This window comes from Sporosarcina sp. FSL K6-3457 (assembly GCF_038007285.1).
Lineage (GTDB): Bacteria > Bacillota > Bacilli > Bacillales_A > Planococcaceae > Sporosarcina.
In genome coordinates, this window is sequence record NZ_JBBOWX010000001.1 from 1,983,243 (window position 1) to 2,005,377 (window position 22,135).

Below are 22,135 nucleotides of genomic sequence, written 5' to 3' on the forward strand. Positions count from 1 at the left end.
CTCCGGCGGATGTCACAGATTTTGAAGGGAGTTAATTGAGCAAGCTCAATTCAAAATCTGGAATCAATCACGCTGAGGCGCGATTGATTTAACAAAGAGAGGAAGATTGCGTGTGTCAAAGGAACTAGTAATTGCACTTGATATTGGTACTACAAGCGCTAAGGCGGTTATTTTTGAATTGAACGGCAAATTAGTAGCTGAAGCAGAAAGAATGATTACATCTTACTATCCACATTCCGGCTGGGTTGAACAAGATCCAGTAGAAATAGAACGATCATCTGTCGGGGCGATTAAGGATGTCATTAGCAAGGCGAATATCAAGCAAGAAGATCTTTTAACGCTTGGAATTTCTTGTGCCATGCATTCACTTATTTGTGTAGACGCTAATTATCTACCTTTATCACAAGCTATTATTTGGGCAGATGGCAGAAGTAATTTGCAAGCGAAAGCATTAAAGCAGACAAATGGTAATGAAGTTTATGCGAAAACGGGGTTGCCGAATCATCCGATGTCACCATTAAGTAAATTGCTGTGGATGAAAGAAACAGCTTATGCGCCGTATGAGCGTGCAGCCTATTTTATGTCGGCAAAAGAATTTGTGATTCAAAAGTGGTTTGGTCGCAGGCTCATTGACTATTCGATGGCATCTGCTACAGGTTTATTTAATATGACTACGTTTGACTGGGATGAACAGGCATTAACACTTACCGGAGTCGTCAAAAACCAGCTATCTGAAATCGTTCCACCAACGGAAATACTAACAGGAATCGACATCGCTATTGCGGAGGAGATGGGAATTTCAAGTGATATGCCGTTTGTCATTGGCTCTGCTGATGGTCAGTTGGCGAATCTTGGAAGTGGGGCTATTTCACCTGGAGAGGTCGCAATATCTGCCGGTACGAGTGGAGCTATTCGTCAAATGATTCATGGCTTTGAAGTAAGTGAACAGCAAGAAACTTTTTGTTATGCATTTACAAGAGAACTATCTATCCTAGGTGGTCCAACTAATAATGGTGGAATCGCCTTACAATGGTTAAAAGAATTAATTGATTATAAAGGGACTTTTGATGAATTAACTGCTGAGGCAGAGCAAGTTGCTCCTGGTGCAGAAGGCTTGTTATTCCTACCTTATATAAATGGAGAACGGGCTCCACTATGGAACCAGGAGGCAAAGGGGAACTTCTTTGGACTTTCTATTACGCATAAGAAAGAGCACTTAGTTCGTGCTGTTTTGGAAGGAATTACGTATAATCTATACCATATTGGAAAAGCGCTTGAACGCCAAGCTGGAGAGCCCGATAAACTATTTGTCAACGGTGGTCTAGCTAGGTCTCCATTATGGGTACAAATGCTAGCAGACGTTTTTGGTAAAGAAGTGTACCTATCAGAAAGTCATCATAGCGCAGCGTGGGGAGCTGCGTGGACGGCATTAGTTGCTGTTGGGAAAGTAGATTCATTTGAAGAAATCAAGAAAAACATTCCAATCGAAGCGATTATTAAGCCTAATCAACATAACCACAGGATCTATGCAGAAGCATTTGAGAAATATAAGAATATTTCTAGAGATTTGGTGAAGTATTTTTGACTGGATTTAGCAGATGTCTCCATTTGCTTCAATGGTGGGCTGAATACAGTGAGGCGTAATAGGTCAAAAATCATAATAGAGTAAGGTGTGTAGGGCAAATGGAAGAAATATTGAAACAAGTTCAGCAAGGTATGCTTAGCATAGAAGAGGCCAAGGAAAAGTTAGCCACATACGAAAATTTGGGTTTTGCTAAAGTCGACCATCATCGTGAGAAGCGTCAAGGTTTTCCAGAAACGATTTATGGTGAAGGGAAATCTGCTGAGCAGATCATTGCGATTATTACAGCGATTAGAGCGAACGATAATGCTGTATTAGTCACACGTATGTCAAAAGAAAAATCGATAGAGGTGCTTGAGAAACATTCGGACTTACTATACGACGAGCAATCACAAATTATTTATTCTGAACGAAAAGTAAAAAAAGAGTTTCAAACAGGATACATTGCAGTAGTGTGTGCTGGGACATCTGATTTACGAGTAGCAGAAGAAGCCGCTGTTACAGCAGAGGCCTTCGGTTGTGAAGTCCGACGGTTTTACGATGTAGGTGTGGCGGGCATTCATCGGCTCTTTGATAATATAGAGGAAATTCAACAGGCAACCGTTTCGATTGTTGTCGCTGGGATGGATGGTGCGCTTCCGAGTGTTGTAGGTGGGCTTGTTTCACACCCAGTTATTGCTGTACCAACAAGTGTTGGCTATGGGGCGAGTTTTAATGGTTTGGCTGCGCTGTTAACGATGTTAAATTCCTGTGCCTCAGGCATTAGCGTTGTCAATATTGATAATGGATTTGGTGGAGCATTCAATGCAGTTTTAATACATCGTTTGGCACAACGGAAAGAAAAGGAGTGCTGATAATGGCTGCTAATCATCCTCCTAATCATGAACATATTGATCATGAAATGCTGAAAATGGAAGTAAATCTGGATGATATTTCAGGAGAAGTGTTGGGCTATTTGATGGATTTACTCATTGAATCTGGGGCCAATGACGTTTACTATACGCCCATTTTTATGAAGAAAAATAGACCAGGAACATTGCTCCAATTACTTTGTTCACAAGAAAATCTCGAGAAAATGAAGGAGATATTATTTACAGAAACAACGACATTGGGTGTGCGTTACTATCCGCTATCCGTGCATCGCCTAGAGCGAAGATTTCGCACAGTATCCATTGAATGGGGCACTGTTACTGTGAAGGAAGGTATGTATGAGGGACAAGTAATTCAAAGCTCCCCTGAATACGAGGAGTGTAAAAAAATAGCCAAACAGTATAATATTCCTCTAAAGAAGGTATATGAACAAGTATGGATGCAGCTAAAGCAGTAATTCGATTCTCAAGTAATACGTGCTTGGAAGGTATCTAGAAGGAAGTGAACTGCTTGGTAGAACTATTTGTTATTTTAAAAGATATACTATTACCGATTTTTGTTATTATGGGTATTGGATTTGTCATGCAAATAAAATTCAAGCTGAACTTACAAACATTGGCTAGATTAAATATTTACTTTCTCGTCCCAGGTTTCATCTTTGTTAAGTTAAGCAGTACACAAATTTCTGCCAATTTATTCGGGAATATATTACTCTTTTTCATATTATATGTAGTGCTTCTCTATGGTGTATCTCATTTTGTCGGTAAAATAATTGGCTTGGAAAAAGGAGAAAAAACAACCTTTTCAAATAGTGTCATGTTTTTTAACTCAGGTAATTACGGTGTCCCGGTAAACGATTTGGTGTTCAAAAGTGATCCACTAGCTATGTCTATTCAAGTAATTATGCTTACACTACAAAATATATTTTTATTTTCATACGGTATTTTTTCGCTTCAATCTATTCAAGTAGGGAAATTGAAGGCGGCACTTGGTTATTTTAAAATGCCAGTGCTCTATGCAATGTTAGCTGGAGTCGCCACGAATGTTTTTAGTATTCCAGTACCGTCATTTATTTGGGTGCCGGCTAATTATATTGCTGACGCTATGATTGCTCTCGCCTTATTAACACTTGGTGCTCAAGTTGCTCAAATTAAGTTTGCAGCTGGGCTGTCTTCAGTTTACTATAGTTTGCTACTGAGATTAGCTGTAGGACCGATGATTGCCTTGGCTATTATTTTTACATTCAAAGTGGATGGAATCGTAGCACAGGCCTTATTAATTGGGTCGGCAATGCCTACATCAGTAAACAGTGCGGTAATTGCACAAGAATATGATAATCATCCTGATCTCGCAGCTCAAATCGTATTATTTTCTACTTTAATTAGTGCAATCACAGTTTCGCTGGTCATTTATTTGGCGAGATATTTATTTTAAATATATAGTAAAAAGTCCTTCTATAATTAAATTATAGAAGGACTTTTTAACGTAATTCTCCAACTTATTTTTGAAGTTGGAGAATGGCTTCGATTGCTAATCCAACACCATCATGTGCATTTGACGTTGTGGTCACAGTACAAGCCGCTTTAATCTCCGCAGGAGCATTCCCCATCGCGACAGAGCGTCCAGCACGTTTCATCATTGATAAATCATTATAGTTATCACCAATTACCATGACACTCTCCATTGAGACTCCCTTGCTTTTCGCATATTGTTCAACCGCTATCCCTTTTTGTGCAAGAGCATGTGTAATTTCAAGATTACCGGCACCGGAAGAACTAACCGCAAGCCCAGGTAATGTATGCAGAATATTTCTAGCATTATCTAAATGTTGTCTATGAAGAGATGTTCCAAATATTTTATAAATTTCATTTCCCCGTTGTTGTATTAAATCATCAAATGAATCGACTTCTTGAAGCGTACCTTGTTCTACTCTCCCCATTACCTCTTTGCGAATCTCATCTATAGGGGGGATCTGATTAGCTGCCTTGGCAAGTTGAATGAAGGCATCGATAGGTGCTTCAATGTCTTTTGTATAAACAATCGTGTCAATAAACAACTGATAGTCTATTGTTTCTGTATCTAAAATAGATGTGATTTTTCTAACATCATCTTTAGTTATATGGGTAGCGGAGATTAGCTCCCCAAATGGATTTCTAACCTCTGCACCATTCAGACAAATGTATGAGACAGTTAAGCCGCTACTGTTAATAGGTTCAAAGGCCTCTGAGAAGCTTCTACCAGTTGCAATCACAACCTCAATCCCATTTGACTGTGCTTCTAAAATTGCTTCTTTATTTTTAGTACTGATCGAGTGATCGGGACTTAATATTGTGCCATCCATATCTATTGCAATAAGACGTATCATAATTATCATCCTTTCCAATTGTGCGTAAAGGTTGATGATAGCAATGAATCCGATGAATATCAACTCGCCAGTTCTAGAGGCACGTTTTCACCTCTTGCCAAAAGTCCTAATTCACTAGACAATAGATTGAAAGAATATTAAGTGAAGTTGGTGTGCAATGAAAAAGTCTACAAAAATTTTGTTGTCGATTCTTGGCGGAACCTTTTTCGTTATTAGTTTTATCGGTATGAATATTTACGGCTATAAAACCTTTTACATCGAGGAGAAGGTTGTTTCTTCTAATGACTACCGTTATCATTTTGCGTTAGTTTCTGAAGAAATTGATAATGAGTACTGGCGTCTCATCGAGCAGGGAGCAAAAGAGGCGGCCGCAGAGCATAATATTTACTTGGAATATGTTGGTCCGCTAAAGGCAGATAATGATCAGCTGCTTAAGCTAATAGATCGAATGGTTTCGGTTAAAGTGGACGGCATTATTACACAAGGTGTTGAAGGACAACGATTTGTGGATTTAGTACGAAAAAGTGTGGAACGTGGAATTCCTATTGTAACTGTCGATACCGATGTTAAAAGCAGTGTACGAAAGGCTTATGTAGGAACAGATAATTTTTATGCTGGTCAGCTTGCGGGAGAAACAGTGATTAACAATACGGCTGGTGAGCAATATGTAGGCATCGTAACAGGGCGCTTTGATGCGATTAATCAGCAAGAGAGGCTGGAAGGTTTTAAGGAAGCGATTCAAGCAACGGAACGCATTCATATTGTTGGAATTCACGAATCAAATATTACCCAGATCGGGGCAGCGCAGGCAACGTACTCTTTATTAAAGAAATACCCTTCCATCACAGTATTGGTAGGACTCAGTGCACTAGATGGCATTGGTATGGTAGAGGGGTTACAGGAGATTGCTCCGAATAAGGAAGTCTATATGACAGCTTTTGATATTTTGCCTGAAACATTAGAGTTGATTCGCAAGGGGAAAATCAATGCGACGATCGCTCAATATCCAGAGGAGATGGGTTATAAGGCTATTGAAGTGCTGATTCAATTGCAACAGCATAGCTTATTGGAGAATGAAATTTTCACGAGAACAATCGTCGTGGAAAAAGAAAACTACGATACGTTTCTGCAGGGGGACAATAGATGAAGACCATTCGCGGTAAGTTACTCATATACTTTTTTGTTTTTGTCGTATTATTTCAAGTGACTGCCATATCTATTTTCGTCAGTTCAAAAGAGCTTATTAATAACTATGATAACAGCTTTCAACGATTTCTATTGCTCAATTCAATCTCGCAAAAGTCCAATGAACTGTATGCGTTTACTAAACGTTACGTCATAGAGCCCGAGGAAGACAATGCTGTCGATTACTTTGCGAAAAAAAAGCAACTTGCTGCCGATAAAGAAAAGCTTGCAGAGGCATTTGACTATATTGAAAGAATCAAAGTAAAAAACTATATCAATTTAATCGAGACCTTTTTGCATGAGAGCGAGTTGACCATTGGATTTGTTTTGAAAGGAGATATTGAAAAGTATACGGCTCATTTAGAGGAAGTGCGTATTGCTGCAGGCTATATCCAGGAATCGGCACTTGAGCTAATAGATGTTGAATTGACAGCCTACCAGTCTTTCTATTTAGACTTACAAGTACGGAATGGCAACTTCGTCACATTTATTTTCTATTTATTTTTAATGACGATTGTGCTGGCTATCTTTTTTGCGCTGTGGTTTGCCAATGGTATTACGAGCCCTTTAAATAAGCTATCTCGCGCAGCGAAGGAAGTTGCAAAAGGTGATTTGGTTGGAACGCCGATTGAAGTTCAATCGAATGACGAGTTAAAGGTACTTGGAGATGCTTTTAATCATATGCGATTGAATATTCATAGCTTGGTGCAGGAAATCAAAGACCAGTCCGAATTGGATCAGCTGTTAAAAGAAATGGAGTTAAAACATTTACAAAATCAGATTAATCCTCATTTTTTGTTTAACACGTTGAATGCTGTCTCAAAAATGGCTTACTTAGAGGATGCAAATGCTACTTCGAGTCTTATCGATTCAGTCGCTGCCATATTGCGCCATAGTTTAGGTGAAATTGATACACACGTGACGCTGGGGGATGAAGTAGCGATTGTCGGGGACTATTTTAATATACAAAAGAGTCGCTTTTCGGAGCGCGTTCAATTTATCACCGAAATTGATGAAACCTGCCTTGCTATTAAAATACCACGCCTAACACTACAGCCATTGGTTGAGAATGCATTTATTCATGGGATTGAGGAGCGGGAAGAAGGGGGGATGATTGCTATTACTGTTTGGCAAACCGATGAAAAGGTCATTGTTGAGGTGAAAGATAATGGCGAAGGAATCGAACCGGAAAAAATTACAGATTTATTAACACTTGTATCGGCTAGAGACGATCATGTAGGACACTCAACAGGTATCGGTTTAACAAATGTCATAAGACGGCTACAGTTATTTTATCAAACGACTCATGTAGTTGAAATTGAATCACAAATAGGACAATCGACTACGATACGTCTACTATTACCCAAATTGTTTGAGGGGGATAAAGGATGAGAATTTTAATCGCTGATGATGAATTACTTGAGCGGCAGGCGATGAAGAAATTTATTCGTGAGAATTTTAGTGAAATGGATGTTGTAGGAGAGGCTGCTAATGGGCGGATGGCCATTGAGTTAGCGGAAAAGTTGCAACCGAATATTATTTTTATGGATATTAAGATGCCTGGTATAAACGGTTTGGAGGCAATCGAACAGATCTATGCTGCGCAACCTTCTGTTAAATTCATTTTAGTATCGGCCTATAATACCTTTGAATATGCCAAACAAGCTATGCAGTATGGTATTAAGGATTACTTATTAAAGCCAGGAAAAAAAGAAGAAATCAGTCATGCGCTGCTTCGTGTGCAGAAAGAAATTTTACATGAAGTAACAATAGAAAAGGAAAAACAACAATTATTGAAGGAGAAATTGATACGAAGATTAATAATGCAGGAGATAGACCAAGAGGTTGTCGGTTTGCATCAACAGTTATATTCTACTACGAAAACTAGTTATTTTTTGGTGTTCAGTGCTGAGGATGCTTATGATGTGCAGCAAATTAGACAACAGCTTGTCAAGCAGTTTCGCCAGCAATTCATCTTATATGAGGCGAATGATGTAATTATTGTACTTGTCCTATCTGCAATAGTTATCGAAAAGGCGGAACAATTGACTGGAGCGAGAGCAATCCAATCGGGGCTCGGAGTTCCTATATTTATTGGTATTGGGCGTAGCACTGATTCGCTAGACGATTTGCCATTATCCTATCGCGAAGCCTATACGGCAAGTTTTCAGTTGAAGAAATATCAGAAAAGTAAATATGGTTTCTTTCAGGAAAATCACCAATATACTGAGCATGAGGATATAGTCACTCAAATTATACAAGGTGTAGAAAAGGGAAATTATAACGAAACGCTTATGGTTTTTAAAGAAAATCAGCAAATACTAACTGTAGATGAGAAGGAAAACTTATATATTCAGATACAAAATATATTCTCAAGGCGTAATATTTCTATTGCAAAAAGTTCTATTTCTTCTTTGCGCTCTGATAAAGATTGGCATACATACTTGAATGTGTGCTGTATGCATATGAATGAATATTGCCACTCGAAACAATCTATGACAAAAGCAAAGGATTATATAGAAGCACATTATGCAACAGGTATTACGCTAGAGGAGGTAGCAGCTTTTGTCAATTTAAGTCCTAATTACTTTTCCAACCTCTTTAAAGAAGAGTTTGATGAAACTTTTATCGAGTTTTTGACGAAAACACGTATGGAAAGTGCTAAATCTTTCATTGAAGAAAATAACTATTCGTTAAAAGAGATTAGTTTTATGGTTGGTTATAAAGACCCGAATTACTTTAGCAGAGTGTTTAAAAAGTATTTTCGTAGCTCACCAAGACAATTTCAAGACAGTTTCTTTGAAAAATGAAGGAAAACGTAAAAAAGTACAGGTTTTTTATAACCTGACATATCCGAATTATCATACAATATAAAATGTAAGCGTTATCAACAGAAAAGAGGGGGCAGAATTATGAAGAAGTTTTTTGGCTTATTTGTATTACTAGCACTAGCACTTGTCGTATCGGCCTGTACATCAGATGAAAAACCTGACACGACCTCGGATTCGGGTTCAACGGACAAACCGAAGGATACTTCATCGGATAAGGGTGGGGAAAGCGCAGTTGAAATCTTCAGTTGGTGGACAGGTGCAGGGGAAGAAGATGGACTTCTTGCACTGATTAGCCTATTTAATGAGCTTCATCCAGAAATCAAAGTAGAAAATGCAGCAGTCGCGGGAGGAGCAGGAACGAATGCGAAAGCAGTGCTCGCCACAAGAATGCAAGGAAATGATCCACCGTCAACTTTCCAAGTACATGGTGGGGAAGAATTGAACAAAAGTTGGGTTGCAGCTGACAAAATGGCTCCACTCAATGACTTATATGAAGCGAATGGCTGGATGGATAAATTCCCAGATGCGTTAATTGAAATGGTCAGCAATGGTGACAATATTTACTCAGTTCCGGTCAACGTTCACCGTGGAAATGTAATTTTCTATAACATGGAAGTATTCAAAGAACACGGAATCGAAGTACCGACAACAGTAGATGAGTTTTTTGCAGTAGCTGACAAACTACAAGCTGCTGGCGTTGTCCCATTATCATTGGGGGATAAAGAATCATGGGAAGCGACACAAATTTTTGAAAACGTCTTAGCGGCTGAATTAGGAAGAGATGATTATCTTAAACTATTCGCTGGTGAAATTGATTTTACAGATGCAAGAGTTGTTGCAGCGGCAGAGAAATTCGGGAAAATCCTTGACTATGTCAATGAAGACCACGCTTCACGTAATTGGCAAGATTCCGCTCAGCTAGTGGCTGAAGGAAAAGCAGCAATGATTAACATGGGGGATTGGGCGAAAGGATATTTCGTCAATGACTTAAAGCTTGTCACGAACGAAGACTTTGGTTACTTTGCATTCCCAGGTACAGTTGGTGACTTCGCAGTTATTACAGATACATTTGGATTGCCAAAAGGTATCGACGATATAGAGGCTACAAAACAATTCTTAACAGTACTTGGCTCTGTTGAAGGTCAAGATGCATTTAATCCTCTAAAGGGTTCTATCCCAGCGCGGATTGATGCGGATCCATCTAAATATGATGACTATGGTAAGGATACGATTGAAGATTTCAAAACAGCGAAATTGTTCCCGAGTCTTGCACACGGGTCAGCTGCTTCGGAAGGTTTTGTTACAAAAGCGAACCAAGCGGTTAATATTTTTGTGACACAAAGAGACGTGCAAAACTTTGTGGACGCATTACAAAATGCAGCACCTGATATGTAAAAAGATGAGGGTGCCAGCCTTATAGAGTGGCGGCACCCTCTATTTTTATAGTATTTATAAACATTGGAAGCCTCAAAACGAGGAGGAAGTAGGATGGAGAAGGCTATACCAGATAAAAGAAAGAAGAAGCTATCAAAAGATCAGCTAACAGCAATGGCTTTTTTATTGCCCTCTATCATTTTCGTCATTGTGTTTGTTTATGGGTTTATCAGCTGGACGGGGTATATATCATTGAGTAATTATAATACGATTGTGCCTGATTATTCATTTGCAGGGCTGAAAAACTACTTATACTTATTTAATGATTTCCGTTTTCAGGCGGATTTACGCAATACTTTGTTTTTCACTATTCTATTTATTGGTGCTGTTATTTTACTAGGTTTGGCATTGTCCATTTTGCTTGATCAGAAACTTAAAGGGGAGTCTATTTTCAGGAATATATTTTTATTCCCAATGGCTTTATCCTTTATCGTTACTGGCGTGGTGTGGCAATGGTTACTGCATCCTTCAACAGGCTTTAATAAGTTTTTAAATTTGTTTGGTATACAGCCAAAATGGTATACAGACACGACTATTTTGGCGGGATTTAAATGGGGAAGCATTGAGTTTGGCTTACCTGTTGCCATTATAGCGGTTGTCATCGCTGCAGTTTGGCAAATGACCGGTTTTTCGCTAGCTATGTATCTAGCGGGCTTGCGCGGTATTGGCGATGAATTACGAGAAGCAGCTAGAATGGATGGGGCAACAGAGTTCCAAGTATATATGAAAATTATTTTACCGCAACTTATGCCAATTACCATGAGTGTTGTTATTATCATGGCCCATATTTCCTTAAAAATATTCGATTTAATTTATGCGATGACGGGATCGGGTGCCAACTTTGTCACAGATGTCCCGGGTTTGTACATGTTTGAAACAACATTTAGAGGAAATTATTATGCAAATGGCGCTGCCATCGCAATTATTATGTTGCTGTTAGTAGCCGTATTTATTGTTCCGTATTTGTGGAGTAGTAGAAAGGGTGAAAATTAATGGCGTCTATCCGAATTGGAAGTATTATTAAATATACTTTGCTAATTATCGTTTCACTTTTTTTTCTAACACCAATTTATGTTATTGTCATGACAAGCCTTAAGCCACTGTCGGAAGTTTCAATCGATCAAATGTGGGCATTACCAACAGCACTCGATTTTAGTTCATACAAGGTGGCTTTTGACAGTTTGGCTCCGAACTTGCTGAACAGCTTTTACTTGGTCATTCCTGCAACATTGTTGTCAGCCTTATTTGGAGCGATGAATGGTTATGTACTTTCAAAGTGGAAGTTTAGGGGCTCTGATGCACTATTCACGTTTATTTTATTCGGAATGTTCATCCCTTATCAAAGTATTCTGATTCCATTAATTCAATTTTTACGGACAATAGAGCTCTATAATACAATTCCAGGGCTGGTACTTGTTCATGTGGTCTATGGTTTACCAATTACGACATTGATGTTCCGAAACTTTTACGCTAGTATACCTGATGAATTGATTGAGTCGGCGCAAATTGATGGCGCGAATTTCTTGGGAATCTTTAGGCATATTATTATCCCGTTATCTATTATAGGTTTTGTTGTTGTGGCAATCTGGCAGTTTACGAATATTTGGAATGAATTCCTATTTGCTGTAACGATTACAACAGGTAGTAAGCAGCCGGTTATGGTGGCGTTACAAAACTTATCAGGAAGTCAAATTGTCCAATGGAACGTACAAATGGCCGGTGCATTACTCGCAGCCTTACCGACTTTACTCGTCTATATATTCCTTGGGAAATACTTTGTCAGAGGGTTGTTGGCAGGGTCTGTTAAGGGCTAAAATCGCCTAAAATAAGCAATGGGGGATATGGCATGAGAAGATTGACTAAAAAGAAAAAATGGAATGTGAAGTTTCCATCGCTAGTGAGGTGGCGAAATGTGAAAATAGGACAAAAATACCTACTAACATTTTCACTAGCAGCTATCCTTTTTGCTGTTGCGGGAGTTCTTGTTTATGGTCAACTTTCTAGAGTCGCCAGTACTATTGAAAAAATCGAACAGGATAGTCTTCATGTCAATGATATGACCCAAATGGGCGCTCTTGTCCAACGTAAAGATGTTCAAATTGCTGATTTTATCATTACGAAAGATCAATCTTATGTTGCAACATTTGAAACACTTCAACAAGACTTCGTCGCGGTAAAAGAAGAAGTCGCGCTTTTTTTAACAACGTCTGAACAACAAAAGATGTTAAATAACATTCGGACATACGATGCTACTATCAATCAACTATTTCTAAATGATATTTCGGAAGCTATTGATAGTGGAAATGATATTGTTGCAAATTCTTTGCGGGCCCAATCTGCTTCATTAAAAGATTCAATTGTCGATATGGTCGATCAATTGATAGTTGAAGTCAATGCAGAACAAGCGACATCTGTACTACATGCAAAAGAACGAATAAGCTCAAGTGTAAGTTTGCTTATTATGACTAATATCATTGTTATCGCAATGGGTATTTTATTAACATTATGGGTTAGTAAAATCATTAGTCGTCATTTAAATAAAGTTGTGCATATAACTACGGAAATTGCCAATGGAAATTTAACCGTGGATTCAATCGGGTATGAAGGGAAGGATGAAATTGGTCAATTAGCGGCAGCTGTCCATCAAATGCAACAAAGTATACGCAGTATTTTATTCAAAGTGACGGATGCTTCAGGGGCAGTGACATCTCAAAGTGAGATATTGACTCAATCTGCATTTGAAGTCAATCAAGTAAGTGAACAAATTGCTACAACAATGGAAGAGTTATCTATAGGTACTGATACACAAGCAAATAGTCTCGCTGATTTATCGACAAATATGAATGACTTTACAGTTTCGGTTAGAGGCTCTGAACAGGGTGGGCAAGAAATTGCCACTACATCAACAAAGGTCCTCCAATTGACATCGGAGGGAACTTTGTTGATGAAAGAATCTGTTAATCAGATGAAGCGAATCGATTCGATTGTTTCAGGGGCTGTTCAGCAGGTTCAAGGACTAGATCGACAATCTGAGGAAATTTCACAATTAGTCCTTGTTATTAAAAATATCGCCGATCAAACGAATCTATTGTCTTTAAATGCGGCTATTGAAGCAGCAAGAGCTGGTGAACATGGCAAAGGATTTGCGGTAGTTGCAGATGAAGTAAGAAAGCTTGCCGATCAGGTATCTATGTCTGTTTCAGAAATAACAACCATCGTTACCAATATTCAAAACGAGACAAATCAAGTTGTGAATTCATTAAATAAAGGCTATGAGGAAGTGAAGGAAGGGACGGTGCAAATTGAAAAAACAGGACAGAATTTTGAAGTTATTGATAGCTCTGTGTCCGATATTGTAAATAAAATAATTGCTATCTCATCGAATTTGAAGCTGATCGCGGGAAATAGTAATCATATGAACAATTTGATTCAAGATATTGCTTCTGTATCGGAAGAATCTGCCGCAGGAGTAGAGCAAGTGGCGGCGACTACGCATGAAACATCTAGTGCAATGGATGAAGTTTCTCGTAGAGCTCAGCAATTGGCATCACTTGCTGAACAGTTGAATGAGGAGATAGGTGTGTTTAGATTGGGAAGTTGATAAAGTCACTGTTCATCTTGAATTATTTAAATTGATTGTTTGAGAATAAAATCATTGCAAAGATGATTCAAGAAATTAAGATAACTACTTATTCGATTTTCGAGTAAATAGCTATCTTTTTTGAATCCCGAGGAATTTTACAACGATTGATACTATAGAAATTGCTGTGAATGTGCTATCATTTAATTAAGTTAATTAACTAATGAAATTAAAAGTAAGTCTACCCATAACGTAGTTAAAAAAGCAATGGAGGGGTTATATTGACGATAAAAGTAGGAATGATAGGAACTGGCTATTTCAGCATGTTTCATGCGGGGATTTTATCGGAATTAGAAGGTGTAGAGATAACAGCTGTATACGGTACAAGTTTAGAGAAAGCAGAGGCAATGGCCGCTAAATTCCCACATGCTATCGGTTATGCAAATTTAGATATGATGCTGGATGCTAGTCACTTAGATGCTGTCTATATTTGTGTCCCACCAATGGTGCATGGCGAGATAGAACTGGCTTTAATCAAACGAAGAATTCCATTTTTTATAGAAAAACCGTTGAGTCAAAATAATGAAATTCCTGCAAAGGTAATGGCAGAACTCAAGAAAACTCCTTTGATTACATCAGTAGGTTATCATTATCGCTACAGTGATTCGATTGCGAAGTTGAAAAGTGAGATAAATGATCAGAATATCGGTATTGTTCTTGGGTATTATATGTCGAGCATGCCTAAAGTACCTTGGTGGAAAGATCAAGACAGTTCTGGAGGGCAATTTATCGAACAGACAACGCATATTGTTGATTTATTGCGCTATATTTGTGGGGAAATAGAAGAAGTTAGTGCAGTATTTGGGAACCGAATTTTGTCGGCGCAGGATGAGTCAGTAACTGTAGCAGATGTGGGAACGGTAACGTTGAAACTACATAATGGGATTGTCGCTAATTTGTCGAATACTTGTATACTCCCAGAAAGTGTAGATAAAACGGGCATTACTTTGTTTACAGATCAAGGCATAGTTGATTGGTCACCTAAGCATCTAAAGGTATCAGGAATAGATTCGACAACTACATTTGTCGATATAGCTAACCCTTATCAAACCGAAAGTGAAGTATTTATCGATGCGGTACGTACAGGTGATTCGTCTCGGATTCTATCTAACTATGAAGACGCGTATCGGACACATAAGGTGACTTTAGCTGCATTAGAATCAGCAGAAATTGGTTCTTCTGTGAAAGTAAAATAACTATATAAAGGGAGCCTAATCATGCGACAAGGTACGTTCCAATGGATGAAATCGGTGAATAAATCCATCATACTCAATAAAATACGAACGGATGCCCCTATTTCTAGGGCACAAATTGCAAAAGAAACGAAATTAACGCCTCCAACGGTGAGTAGTAATGTCAAAGAATTGATTGAACAGGGGATTGTGATAGAAAGTAAGCAAGGTGAGTCCAAGGGCGGGCGGAAGCCAACTATGCTTCTTATTAATCAGAAGGTTTTTTACGTTATTGGTGTAGATGCGGGACCAGAAAAAATTGACTGTATTCTCGTGGATTTAGCAGGGAGTGTTATTCAGCGTTCCTCTAGTATGCTGACAACACCTATTACAAATGATCAATATCTCGAAATTCTGAAAAAATGTATTCATGATTGTATGCAATCTACGCCTACAATTATGGATAATATGATTGGAATAGGTGTAGCAATGCACGGGGTTGTAGAGGTTGAAACAGGTACATCTCTATTTGCACCTATTCTGGGTTTGACCAATATCCCTATTAAAGAAGAACTTGAAAAAGAATTTATGTTAAACGTTAAAGTAGAGAACGATGCAAGAGCAATGGCACTAGGGGAATCCTGGTTTGGTGATCAAGGTGAGGTTGACAGTATGTTAGCTGTCAATATTGGTCATGGTGTAGGCGCTGGGCTCGTCATTGATGGAAAGCTCTATCATGGAGCACAAGATATTGCGGGTGAAGTTGGCCATATGACCATTGATTTGCACGGTGAAATATGTGAATGTGGTAATCGCGGATGCTTGCAAACATTTATAACTGGTCCGGCAATTGTTAGGCGGGCAAAAGAGTATTTGCTACCACCAAATGCCGAGGTTCAGCAGATGACGGGCGCACAAGTTTATGAACTGGCCATGAGTGGACATGAAGAATATATAACTCTTTTTAAGGAAACAGGAGAAATTATCGGCATTGGTTTAACGAATCTCATTCATATTATTAACCCGCAAAAAATTGTGCTCGGTGGCGGGGTCACAAAATCGGGGTCACTTATTTTGCCGGAAATAGTGAAAACAATTGAAAAGCGGGCTTTGACACCACAGGCGAAACAAACTCAAATAGGCATTACGACACTTGGGGATGATGCCACATTGTTGGGAGCAGTGTCATTGCTGTTAGTCGATGTATTCGAACCGGCGTAACTTATATATTATTTAGGAGGTTTTTTATGTGACTTGGCAAATAGAAGCTGAAAAATGGTTTGCTGAAGAAAACTTGGAAGCGACACTCAAGCAACAACTATTGAATGAAAAAAATAATCAAGCTTTATTGGAGGATAGTTTTTATAAAAATCTGTCATTTGGTACTGCCGGGCTTCGTGGTGAACTTGGATTTGGCACAAATCGGATGAATATTTACACGGTAAGAAAGGCAGCGCAGGGGCTTGCTTTATATATCAAGAATCATGGAGAAACTGCGAAAAATCGTGGCGTTGTTATTGCGTATGATTCTCGACATTTGTCGGCGGAATTTGGTCTTGAAGTGGCGAAAGTACTTGGCAGTCACGGAATTCGTTCTTTTTTATTTGATGAACTTCAATCAACGCCATTACTATCCTTTGCGATTCGAGAGTTGAATACATTTTCAGGTGTTGTCATTACCGCAAGTCATAATCCAGCAGAATATAATGGATTGAAAGTGTATGGAGAAGACGGTGGACAAGTTACGTTAGAGGCGGCAAATGCGATTACGGCTTATACGGAAAGTATTGAAGATTTATTTTCAGTACAGGTCATGGAAGAAACAAATCTTGTAGCAGAGGGATTATTGACTTATTTAGATCAAGATATGAGCAATCGTTATCTAAAGCAATTGGACAGGATTTTATTAGAGGGTGAGCTTGATAAGCGTTTATCGATTGTCTACTCTCCACTTCATGGAGCTGGCGGGAAACTAGTGTCTAAAGGGTTGGAGGTAGCTGGATTTACAAATGTAACAATTGTTAGCGAACAGGCCATTCCAGATCCTGATTTTACAACTGTTAAGTTTCCGAACCCTGAAGAGGCTCAAGCCTTTGATATGGCGCTGGCATATGGCCAAAAGGTGACAGCAGATTTACTCATTGCTACAGATCCAGATGCAGATCGCATGGGTGTGGCTGTTCGTGATGGGCAAAATAAGTATGTTTTTCTAACAGGCAATCAGATTGGCGCATTACTCGTGCATGCGTTGCTGGAGGACAAATCGAATCGCGGTACGTTACCAGCAAATGGAGCTGTGCTAAAGACAATTGTTACATCCGAACTGGGGCGTGCTATTGCAGATAACTTTGGTATGCAAACAATTGATGTACTGACAGGATTTAAGTTTATTAGTGAAAAAGTGTTGGAGTTTGAAGGAAATGCAGCATCAACTTTTTTAATAGGGTATGAAGAGAGCTACGGCTATTTGATAGGCGATTTCGTAAGGGATAAAGATGCTGTTCAGGCTTCAGTCTTAATTGCCTCGGTTGCAGCTCGCTATAAAGCAAATGGTCAATCCTTATTAGAAGGGTTGCATGCTTTGTATGAGCGTTATGGCTATTATCTGGAAGGATTGGAATCGATTCAGCTCAAAGGCAAAACTGGAATGGCCAAGATTGATGAAATCATGAACTATTTCCGCTCGGCATCATTTGTGGAGGAGTTTAAGCAACCGTTATCGATTATTGAAGATTATTCGACTGGCTATGCTAACAATTTAAAGGTGGGAATTCAGCAATTACTCGATTTACCTATAGCAAATGTGTTAAAATTCAAATTAGCAGATGAGGCATGGTTTGCCATCCGTCCATCTGGAACAGAACCCAAAATCAAATTTTATTTTGGTGTCAAGGCAGATACAAAGGTGAAAAGTGACGAGCTTTTATCGGCCATAAAAGTGGATGTCATGACGATTGTGGAAAAATTATCACAGAATCATTATGAAAAGAAATGAGGAATGTTGAAATGGTATCACCTGTAACAGTCAATCAGTCATTAATGGCAACAAGTGAGTTGGAGAAGGTTTTTGGTGAACAAGTGAAACAGATTCATAGTGACATGGCGAATGGTACATCTAAAGGTGCAGACTTTTTGGGCTGGCGTAATCTTCCGGAGGAAGTACTAGCAAATCAACTGGAAGACGTCTTAGCAGTCGCTGACAAGTTACGGAAAGCAGCTGAAATCGTTGTTGTCATTGGTGTAGGTGGTTCCTATTTAGGGGCGAAAGCTGTTCAAGATGCACTTTCTCCTTATTTTGAAAAGAACTCAGAGGATCCTGAAGTTATCTTCGCGGGTCAAAATTTAAGTGGTACGTATATGAAACAATTGCTCCAGTATATTAGTAGCAAAGAAGTTGCGGTTATCGTTATTTCAAAATCTGGCACAACGACAGAACCGGCAATTGCTTTCCGAATTTTGTTGGAATATATGGAAGGTCGCTACGGTGCTTCTTCTAGCGAAAGAATCGTAGCGATTACAGACAAATCAGTCGGTGCATTACGCGAATTGACGAACCGTTCAGGATTTGCTTCTTTCGTTGTTCCAGATGATGTTGGTGGCCGTTTTTCAGTATTTACACCTGTAGGACTTCTTCCGTTGGCGATTGCTGGAATCGATATTAAGCAATTGCTGAGTGGTGCAAAGGATGCTGTACAAGAGTTTTCTACTGGGGATATTGCCTCGAATAGTGCTTATCAATACGCAGCACTACGTAATCATTTGTTAAATGAAGGCTTTAATGTTGAAATTTTGGCAAGCTTTGCTCCTCGTTTTGCGACATTCCACGAATGGTGGAAGCAGCTCTTTGGCGAGAGTGAGGGCAAGGATGGTAAGGGGATTTATCCAGCATCTGTGGCGTACCCAACCGATTTACACTCAATGGGTCAATACGTTCAAGATGGACGACGTGAGATATTCGAAACATTTGTGAAATTTGAAGAGTCAATGGAAGATAACGCAATCCCTACTTCTGCTGATAATTTGGATGGACTGAACTATCTTGCAGATAAAACAATGAATGAAATTAATGAAGTAACATTGCAAGCAACGATGCAAGCACATGAAGCGGGCGGTGTTCCTCTTATTTTACTGACAGCTGGCAAGCACGATGCTTATCATATTGGTTATCTGATTTATTTCTTTGAAACTGCTGTTGCGATGAGTGCCTACTTATTAGGCGTCAATCCTTTCGATCAGCCTGGTGTTGAAGAGTATAAGAAAAATATTTTTAGAATGCTTAAAAAACCAGGGTTTGTTGACGAGCGTTAATAAGGCGTTATAGGAAACATCTGTATACAAGTGACACTTCCTAAAATGACAGTGGGAAGGACCATGGTAAAAACTTCAGCCGCCAAAATTGTATCTTTGGCGGCTTTTATTCAAGTAAAAAGCTAGCTATTCTTTTCTTCCCTATATATAAAAAATAGATGATTGACAATTTGAAATGTATCGTCTATACTTGCAATGAAAGCGCATTCAATATTTTTTATTTTAAAACAAAAACGTTTTCGTAAGTATACCTAAATGAATAATGTAACTTAAATAGTTTTTTTTACTCTAAAACAAAAACGTTTTCGTAAAAGGAGGCAAACCTTAATATGATGGATTATTCACAGGGAAAGGAAGGACTCGAAAATTGGGTTGTTTCAGAAATAGCCTTTTCCCCGAATACACTCGGCAAAAATGAAGCAATTATGTATCTCGGAAATGGCTATATGGGATTGCGATCTGCAATGGAAGAATCCTATAGCAAAGAAAAAAGGAGTTTGTTTGTTAGTGGTACATTCAACAAAGCGCAGGACAATGAAGTAACTGAACTTCCTAACTTGGCCGATATCACAGCAATTGACTTACGCATAGATGGCGAACGGTTTAGCCTAGACTTTGGAGAAACAAAGGGATACATACGCCAATTAAACTTAAAAACAGCCGAGCTAACAAGAAGTTTCCATTGGACTTCGCCGGCGGGAAAAGACTTGCGTTTTCTTTTTAAGCGCTTTGTGTCATTGGAACATTTACATCTAATCGGTATGACAATGGAAATTGAAAGTCTAACGCATCCCATCCATATTGCCTTTGATTCAGGTATCAATGCGCAGATGACCAATTCTGGCTCGCAACATTGTCTTGAAGGAGAACGAAGAATATTTGACAATCGATTTATCCAATTGGTCCAAACAACAAATGAGTCGAATATTGATATTGTGGTGAATACAGCCCATAAAATAATGGTCAATGGTCAAGAAAGCATTGAAGTTCCTGACATGAATATGAATCGGAGAAAAGTGTGGCTAACATATGATTTTAGTCTAGAGCCTGCAGATACGCTCGTCATGGAAAAGTTGACGACGGTCTATACGAGTCGGGATAAGGAAATTGACAATGCACAGTACAATCTTCAGCAACTACGTGAGTTTTCCTTACAAGAATTAAAAAAATGCGCTGCAAAAGGCTATGATTCGCTGTTCCTTTCGCATCAAGAGGCATGGCAAAGCAAAATCTGGAATGCTTATAATGTTGAAATTACGAGTGATGATGGCTTCGATGAACTAGCCATGCGTTTTTCATTGTATCATTTAACGATTATGACCCCCGCGCATGATGAGCGTATGGGAATAGCTGCGAAAGCGTTGAGTGGCGAAGGCTATAAAGGACATTCGTTTTGGGATACAGAATTATTCATTCTACCGTTTTTTACTTTTTCAAATCCAGAAGTGGCAAGATCTCTCTTACTCTATCGCTATCATGGTCTAGTAGGGGCCCGAAAAAAAGCTGCTGACAATGGCTATGCAGGTGCAATGTATCCATGGGAAATGGCTTGGCCAACGGATGGGGAAGTAACGCCTATCTGGGGAGATATTGATATTGTTACCGGCGAACAAACAAAAATTTGGTCGGGTTTTATTGAACAGCATATTTCTGCCGATATTGCCTTTGCAGTTTATCAATACAGTAGTGTAACGGGTGATCAGGCATTTATGGATCAGTATGGCTACGAAATCGTGCTTGATACGGCAAAGTTTTGGGCTAGCCGCCTTGAGTGGGATGAGGCAAAACAGCAATACGTGATTACGAATATCATTGGTCCTGATGAATATAAAGAGCATGTTAATAATAATGCTTTTACGAATTATATGGCGTATTTTAATATAAAATTGGCAATGCGCTATTATGAAGAGCTGGAACAGGAAAATCAACTACTACTTCAAAAATTAGTAGAAAAGTTAGAGTTGACTACGACTTATGAGCAATGGCAAGCAACAGCAGAGAGAGTTTATTTACCAAATCCACGTGAAGAGGACTTAGTCATACCGCAGGATGATACATATTTGCAACTACAGGAAATTGATTTGACGAAATATAAAAATCAGCAACAAGTAAGAACGATCTATCGGGACTATAATCCAGAGCAAATTAATGCCTTGCAAGTAACGAAACAGGCCGATACATTAATCATATTTTACTTGCTGCAACAAACCTTTTTACATGATGATATACGTATTTCTGAGGCTGTTAAACAGGCCAATTTCAATTACTACGAACCGAGAACTTTGCATGATTCATCACTTAGTTTAGTGACACATGCCATACTGGCCAATGATTTGGGTGATACAGGTTTGGCTTATTCCTTATTTAAAAAGTCTTGTGAAATTGATTTAGGTCCACTAATGGATACGTCGGATGATGGGATTCATGCAGCTTCTATTGGAGGGATTTGGAAATCGGCCATCTTTGGATTTGCCGGAATCAGACTTGTTAATGGAGAGCTGCATATTAATCCAAAAATACCAAAGCATTGGCAAGGTATGACGTTTACGATTCACTGGCGCGGTCAGCCCGTCACAATAGTCATCACATCATCTCTGTTGACTGTCAACGTAGCCAATAACGAACAAATCGAGTTTGAAACGGCTGGAACAGTGTATACGTGTAATAACTATCTTGAAGTACCGATTGAAGGTTAGTTATTTGGTAGTTATAAAATGACTTGCTCATTTTATTCACTATAGAAGTTCA

17 protein-coding genes are annotated in these 22,135 nt (G+C 38.9%); 16 read left to right on the forward strand and 1 reads right to left on the reverse strand.

What is annotated here, in order from left to right; genetic code table 11:
* The first annotated feature begins 112 nt into the window (after window positions 1–112).
* The 4 genes from N1I80_RS09450 (at window position 113) to N1I80_RS09465 (ending at window position 3,886) form a co-directional block, all read left to right on the forward strand.
* On the forward strand, window positions 113–1,585 hold the full coding sequence (locus N1I80_RS09450) for a gluconokinase (RefSeq protein WP_340737631.1): 1,473 nt from the start codon (window positions 113–115) through the stop codon (window positions 1,583–1,585).
* Between the two features lie 98 nt (window positions 1,586–1,683).
* Complete coding sequence (gene larB, locus N1I80_RS09455) at window positions 1,684–2,436, forward strand: nickel pincer cofactor biosynthesis protein LarB (protein ID WP_340737632.1); 753 nt, start codon at window positions 1,684–1,686, stop codon at window positions 2,434–2,436.
* A gap of 2 nt (window positions 2,437–2,438) precedes the next feature.
* Window positions 2,439–2,909 carry a nickel insertion protein gene (gene larC / locus N1I80_RS09460; RefSeq protein WP_340737633.1) on the forward strand — a complete coding sequence of 157 codons (471 nt, stop codon included), beginning with the start codon at window positions 2,439–2,441 and terminating at the stop codon, window positions 2,907–2,909.
* A gap of 53 nt (window positions 2,910–2,962) precedes the next feature.
* Entirely contained in the window at window positions 2,963–3,886 is a 924-nt protein-coding gene (locus tag N1I80_RS09465; protein ID WP_340737634.1) for an AEC family transporter, read from the forward strand.
* A gap of 64 nt (window positions 3,887–3,950) precedes the next feature.
* On the opposite strand, the gene N1I80_RS09470 is transcribed toward N1I80_RS09465, so the two are convergent.
* Complete coding sequence (locus tag N1I80_RS09470) at window positions 3,951–4,817, reverse strand: Cof-type HAD-IIB family hydrolase (protein ID WP_340737635.1); 867 nt, start codon at window positions 4,815–4,817, stop codon at window positions 3,951–3,953.
* A gap of 157 nt (window positions 4,818–4,974) precedes the next feature.
* Between N1I80_RS09470 and N1I80_RS09475 the strand changes: the two genes are divergently transcribed.
* The 12 genes from N1I80_RS09475 to N1I80_RS09530 all read left to right on the forward strand — a co-directional run bounded on the left by N1I80_RS09475 (window position 4,975) and on the right by N1I80_RS09530 (window position 22,083).
* A complete protein-coding gene (locus N1I80_RS09475) occupies window positions 4,975–5,964 on the forward strand; it encodes a sugar-binding protein (protein ID WP_340737636.1) in 990 nt (329 codons plus the stop codon).
* On the forward strand, window positions 5,961–7,394 hold the full coding sequence (locus N1I80_RS09480; protein WP_340737637.1) for a sensor histidine kinase: 1,434 nt from the start codon (window positions 5,961–5,963) through the stop codon (window positions 7,392–7,394). The genes N1I80_RS09475 and N1I80_RS09480 overlap by 4 nt, the downstream gene beginning before the upstream one ends.
* Window positions 7,391–8,812 carry a response regulator gene (locus N1I80_RS09485; RefSeq protein ID WP_340737638.1) on the forward strand — a complete coding sequence of 474 codons (1,422 nt, stop codon included), beginning with the start codon at window positions 7,391–7,393 and terminating at the stop codon, window positions 8,810–8,812. Before N1I80_RS09480 ends, N1I80_RS09485 begins: the two co-directional genes overlap by 4 nt.
* Window positions 8,813–8,914: 102 nt before the next feature.
* Window positions 8,915–10,228 (forward strand): ABC transporter substrate-binding protein, encoded by a 1,314-nt coding sequence (locus tag N1I80_RS09490; protein WP_340737639.1) that lies wholly within the window; start codon window positions 8,915–8,917, stop codon window positions 10,226–10,228.
* A gap of 93 nt (window positions 10,229–10,321) precedes the next feature.
* Window positions 10,322–11,260, forward strand: coding sequence for a carbohydrate ABC transporter permease (locus tag N1I80_RS09495; protein WP_340737640.1), 939 nt, complete (start codon window positions 10,322–10,324; stop codon window positions 11,258–11,260).
* Window positions 11,260–12,081, forward strand: a complete 822-nt coding sequence (locus tag N1I80_RS09500) for a carbohydrate ABC transporter permease (protein WP_340737641.1) — start codon at window positions 11,260–11,262, stop codon at window positions 12,079–12,081. Before N1I80_RS09495 ends, N1I80_RS09500 begins: the two co-directional genes overlap by 1 nt.
* A gap of 32 nt (window positions 12,082–12,113) precedes the next feature.
* Window positions 12,114–13,868 (forward strand): methyl-accepting chemotaxis protein, encoded by a 1,755-nt coding sequence (locus tag N1I80_RS09505; RefSeq protein ID WP_340737642.1) that lies wholly within the window; start codon window positions 12,114–12,116, stop codon window positions 13,866–13,868.
* A gap of 260 nt (window positions 13,869–14,128) precedes the next feature.
* Entirely contained in the window at window positions 14,129–15,103 is a 975-nt protein-coding gene (locus tag N1I80_RS09510) for a Gfo/Idh/MocA family protein (RefSeq protein ID WP_340737643.1), read from the forward strand.
* A gap of 21 nt (window positions 15,104–15,124) precedes the next feature.
* The gene (locus N1I80_RS09515; RefSeq protein WP_340737644.1) at window positions 15,125–16,300 is read left to right on the forward strand and encodes an ROK family transcriptional regulator; all 1,176 of its coding nucleotides are present in this window, start codon (window positions 15,125–15,127) and stop codon (window positions 16,298–16,300) included.
* Window positions 16,301–16,328: 28 nt separating this feature from the next.
* Window positions 16,329–18,074, forward strand: a complete 1,746-nt coding sequence (locus tag N1I80_RS09520) for a phospho-sugar mutase (protein ID WP_340737645.1) — start codon at window positions 16,329–16,331, stop codon at window positions 18,072–18,074.
* A gap of 11 nt (window positions 18,075–18,085) precedes the next feature.
* Window positions 18,086–19,387, forward strand: coding sequence for a glucose-6-phosphate isomerase (locus N1I80_RS09525; RefSeq protein WP_340737646.1), 1,302 nt, complete (start codon window positions 18,086–18,088; stop codon window positions 19,385–19,387).
* A 329-nt stretch (window positions 19,388–19,716) separates the two neighbouring features.
* Entirely contained in the window at window positions 19,717–22,083 is a 2,367-nt protein-coding gene (locus N1I80_RS09530) for a glycoside hydrolase family 65 protein (protein WP_340737647.1), read from the forward strand.
* Window positions 22,084–22,135 lie beyond the last annotated feature (52 nt).

Excerpts from the sequence above, each read along its gene's own strand:
- larB (WP_340737632.1), top strand. The coding sequence starts at position 1,684 with ATGGAAGAAATATTGAAACAAGTTCAGCAAGGTATGCTTAGCATAGAA.
- larC (WP_340737633.1), top strand. The coding sequence starts at position 2,439 with ATGGCTGCTAATCATCCTCCTAATCATGAACATATTGATCATGAAATG.
- N1I80_RS09470 (WP_340737635.1), bottom strand. The coding sequence starts at position 4,817 with ATGATACGTCTTATTGCAATAGATATGGATGGCACAATATTAAGTCCC.
- N1I80_RS09475 (WP_340737636.1), top strand. The coding sequence starts at position 4,975 with ATGAAAAAGTCTACAAAAATTTTGTTGTCGATTCTTGGCGGAACCTTT.
- N1I80_RS09480 (WP_340737637.1), top strand. The coding sequence starts at position 5,961 with ATGAAGACCATTCGCGGTAAGTTACTCATATACTTTTTTGTTTTTGTC.
- N1I80_RS09485 (WP_340737638.1), top strand. The coding sequence starts at position 7,391 with ATGAGAATTTTAATCGCTGATGATGAATTACTTGAGCGGCAGGCGATG.
- N1I80_RS09490 (WP_340737639.1), top strand. The coding sequence starts at position 8,915 with ATGAAGAAGTTTTTTGGCTTATTTGTATTACTAGCACTAGCACTTGTC.
- N1I80_RS09495 (WP_340737640.1), top strand. The coding sequence starts at position 10,322 with ATGGAGAAGGCTATACCAGATAAAAGAAAGAAGAAGCTATCAAAAGAT.
- N1I80_RS09500 (WP_340737641.1), top strand. The coding sequence starts at position 11,260 with ATGGCGTCTATCCGAATTGGAAGTATTATTAAATATACTTTGCTAATT.
- N1I80_RS09505 (WP_340737642.1), top strand. The coding sequence starts at position 12,114 with ATGAGAAGATTGACTAAAAAGAAAAAATGGAATGTGAAGTTTCCATCG.
- N1I80_RS09515 (WP_340737644.1), top strand. The coding sequence starts at position 15,125 with ATGCGACAAGGTACGTTCCAATGGATGAAATCGGTGAATAAATCCATC.
- N1I80_RS09525 (WP_340737646.1), top strand. The coding sequence starts at position 18,086 with ATGGTATCACCTGTAACAGTCAATCAGTCATTAATGGCAACAAGTGAG.
- N1I80_RS09530 (WP_340737647.1), top strand. The coding sequence starts at position 19,717 with ATGATGGATTATTCACAGGGAAAGGAAGGACTCGAAAATTGGGTTGTT.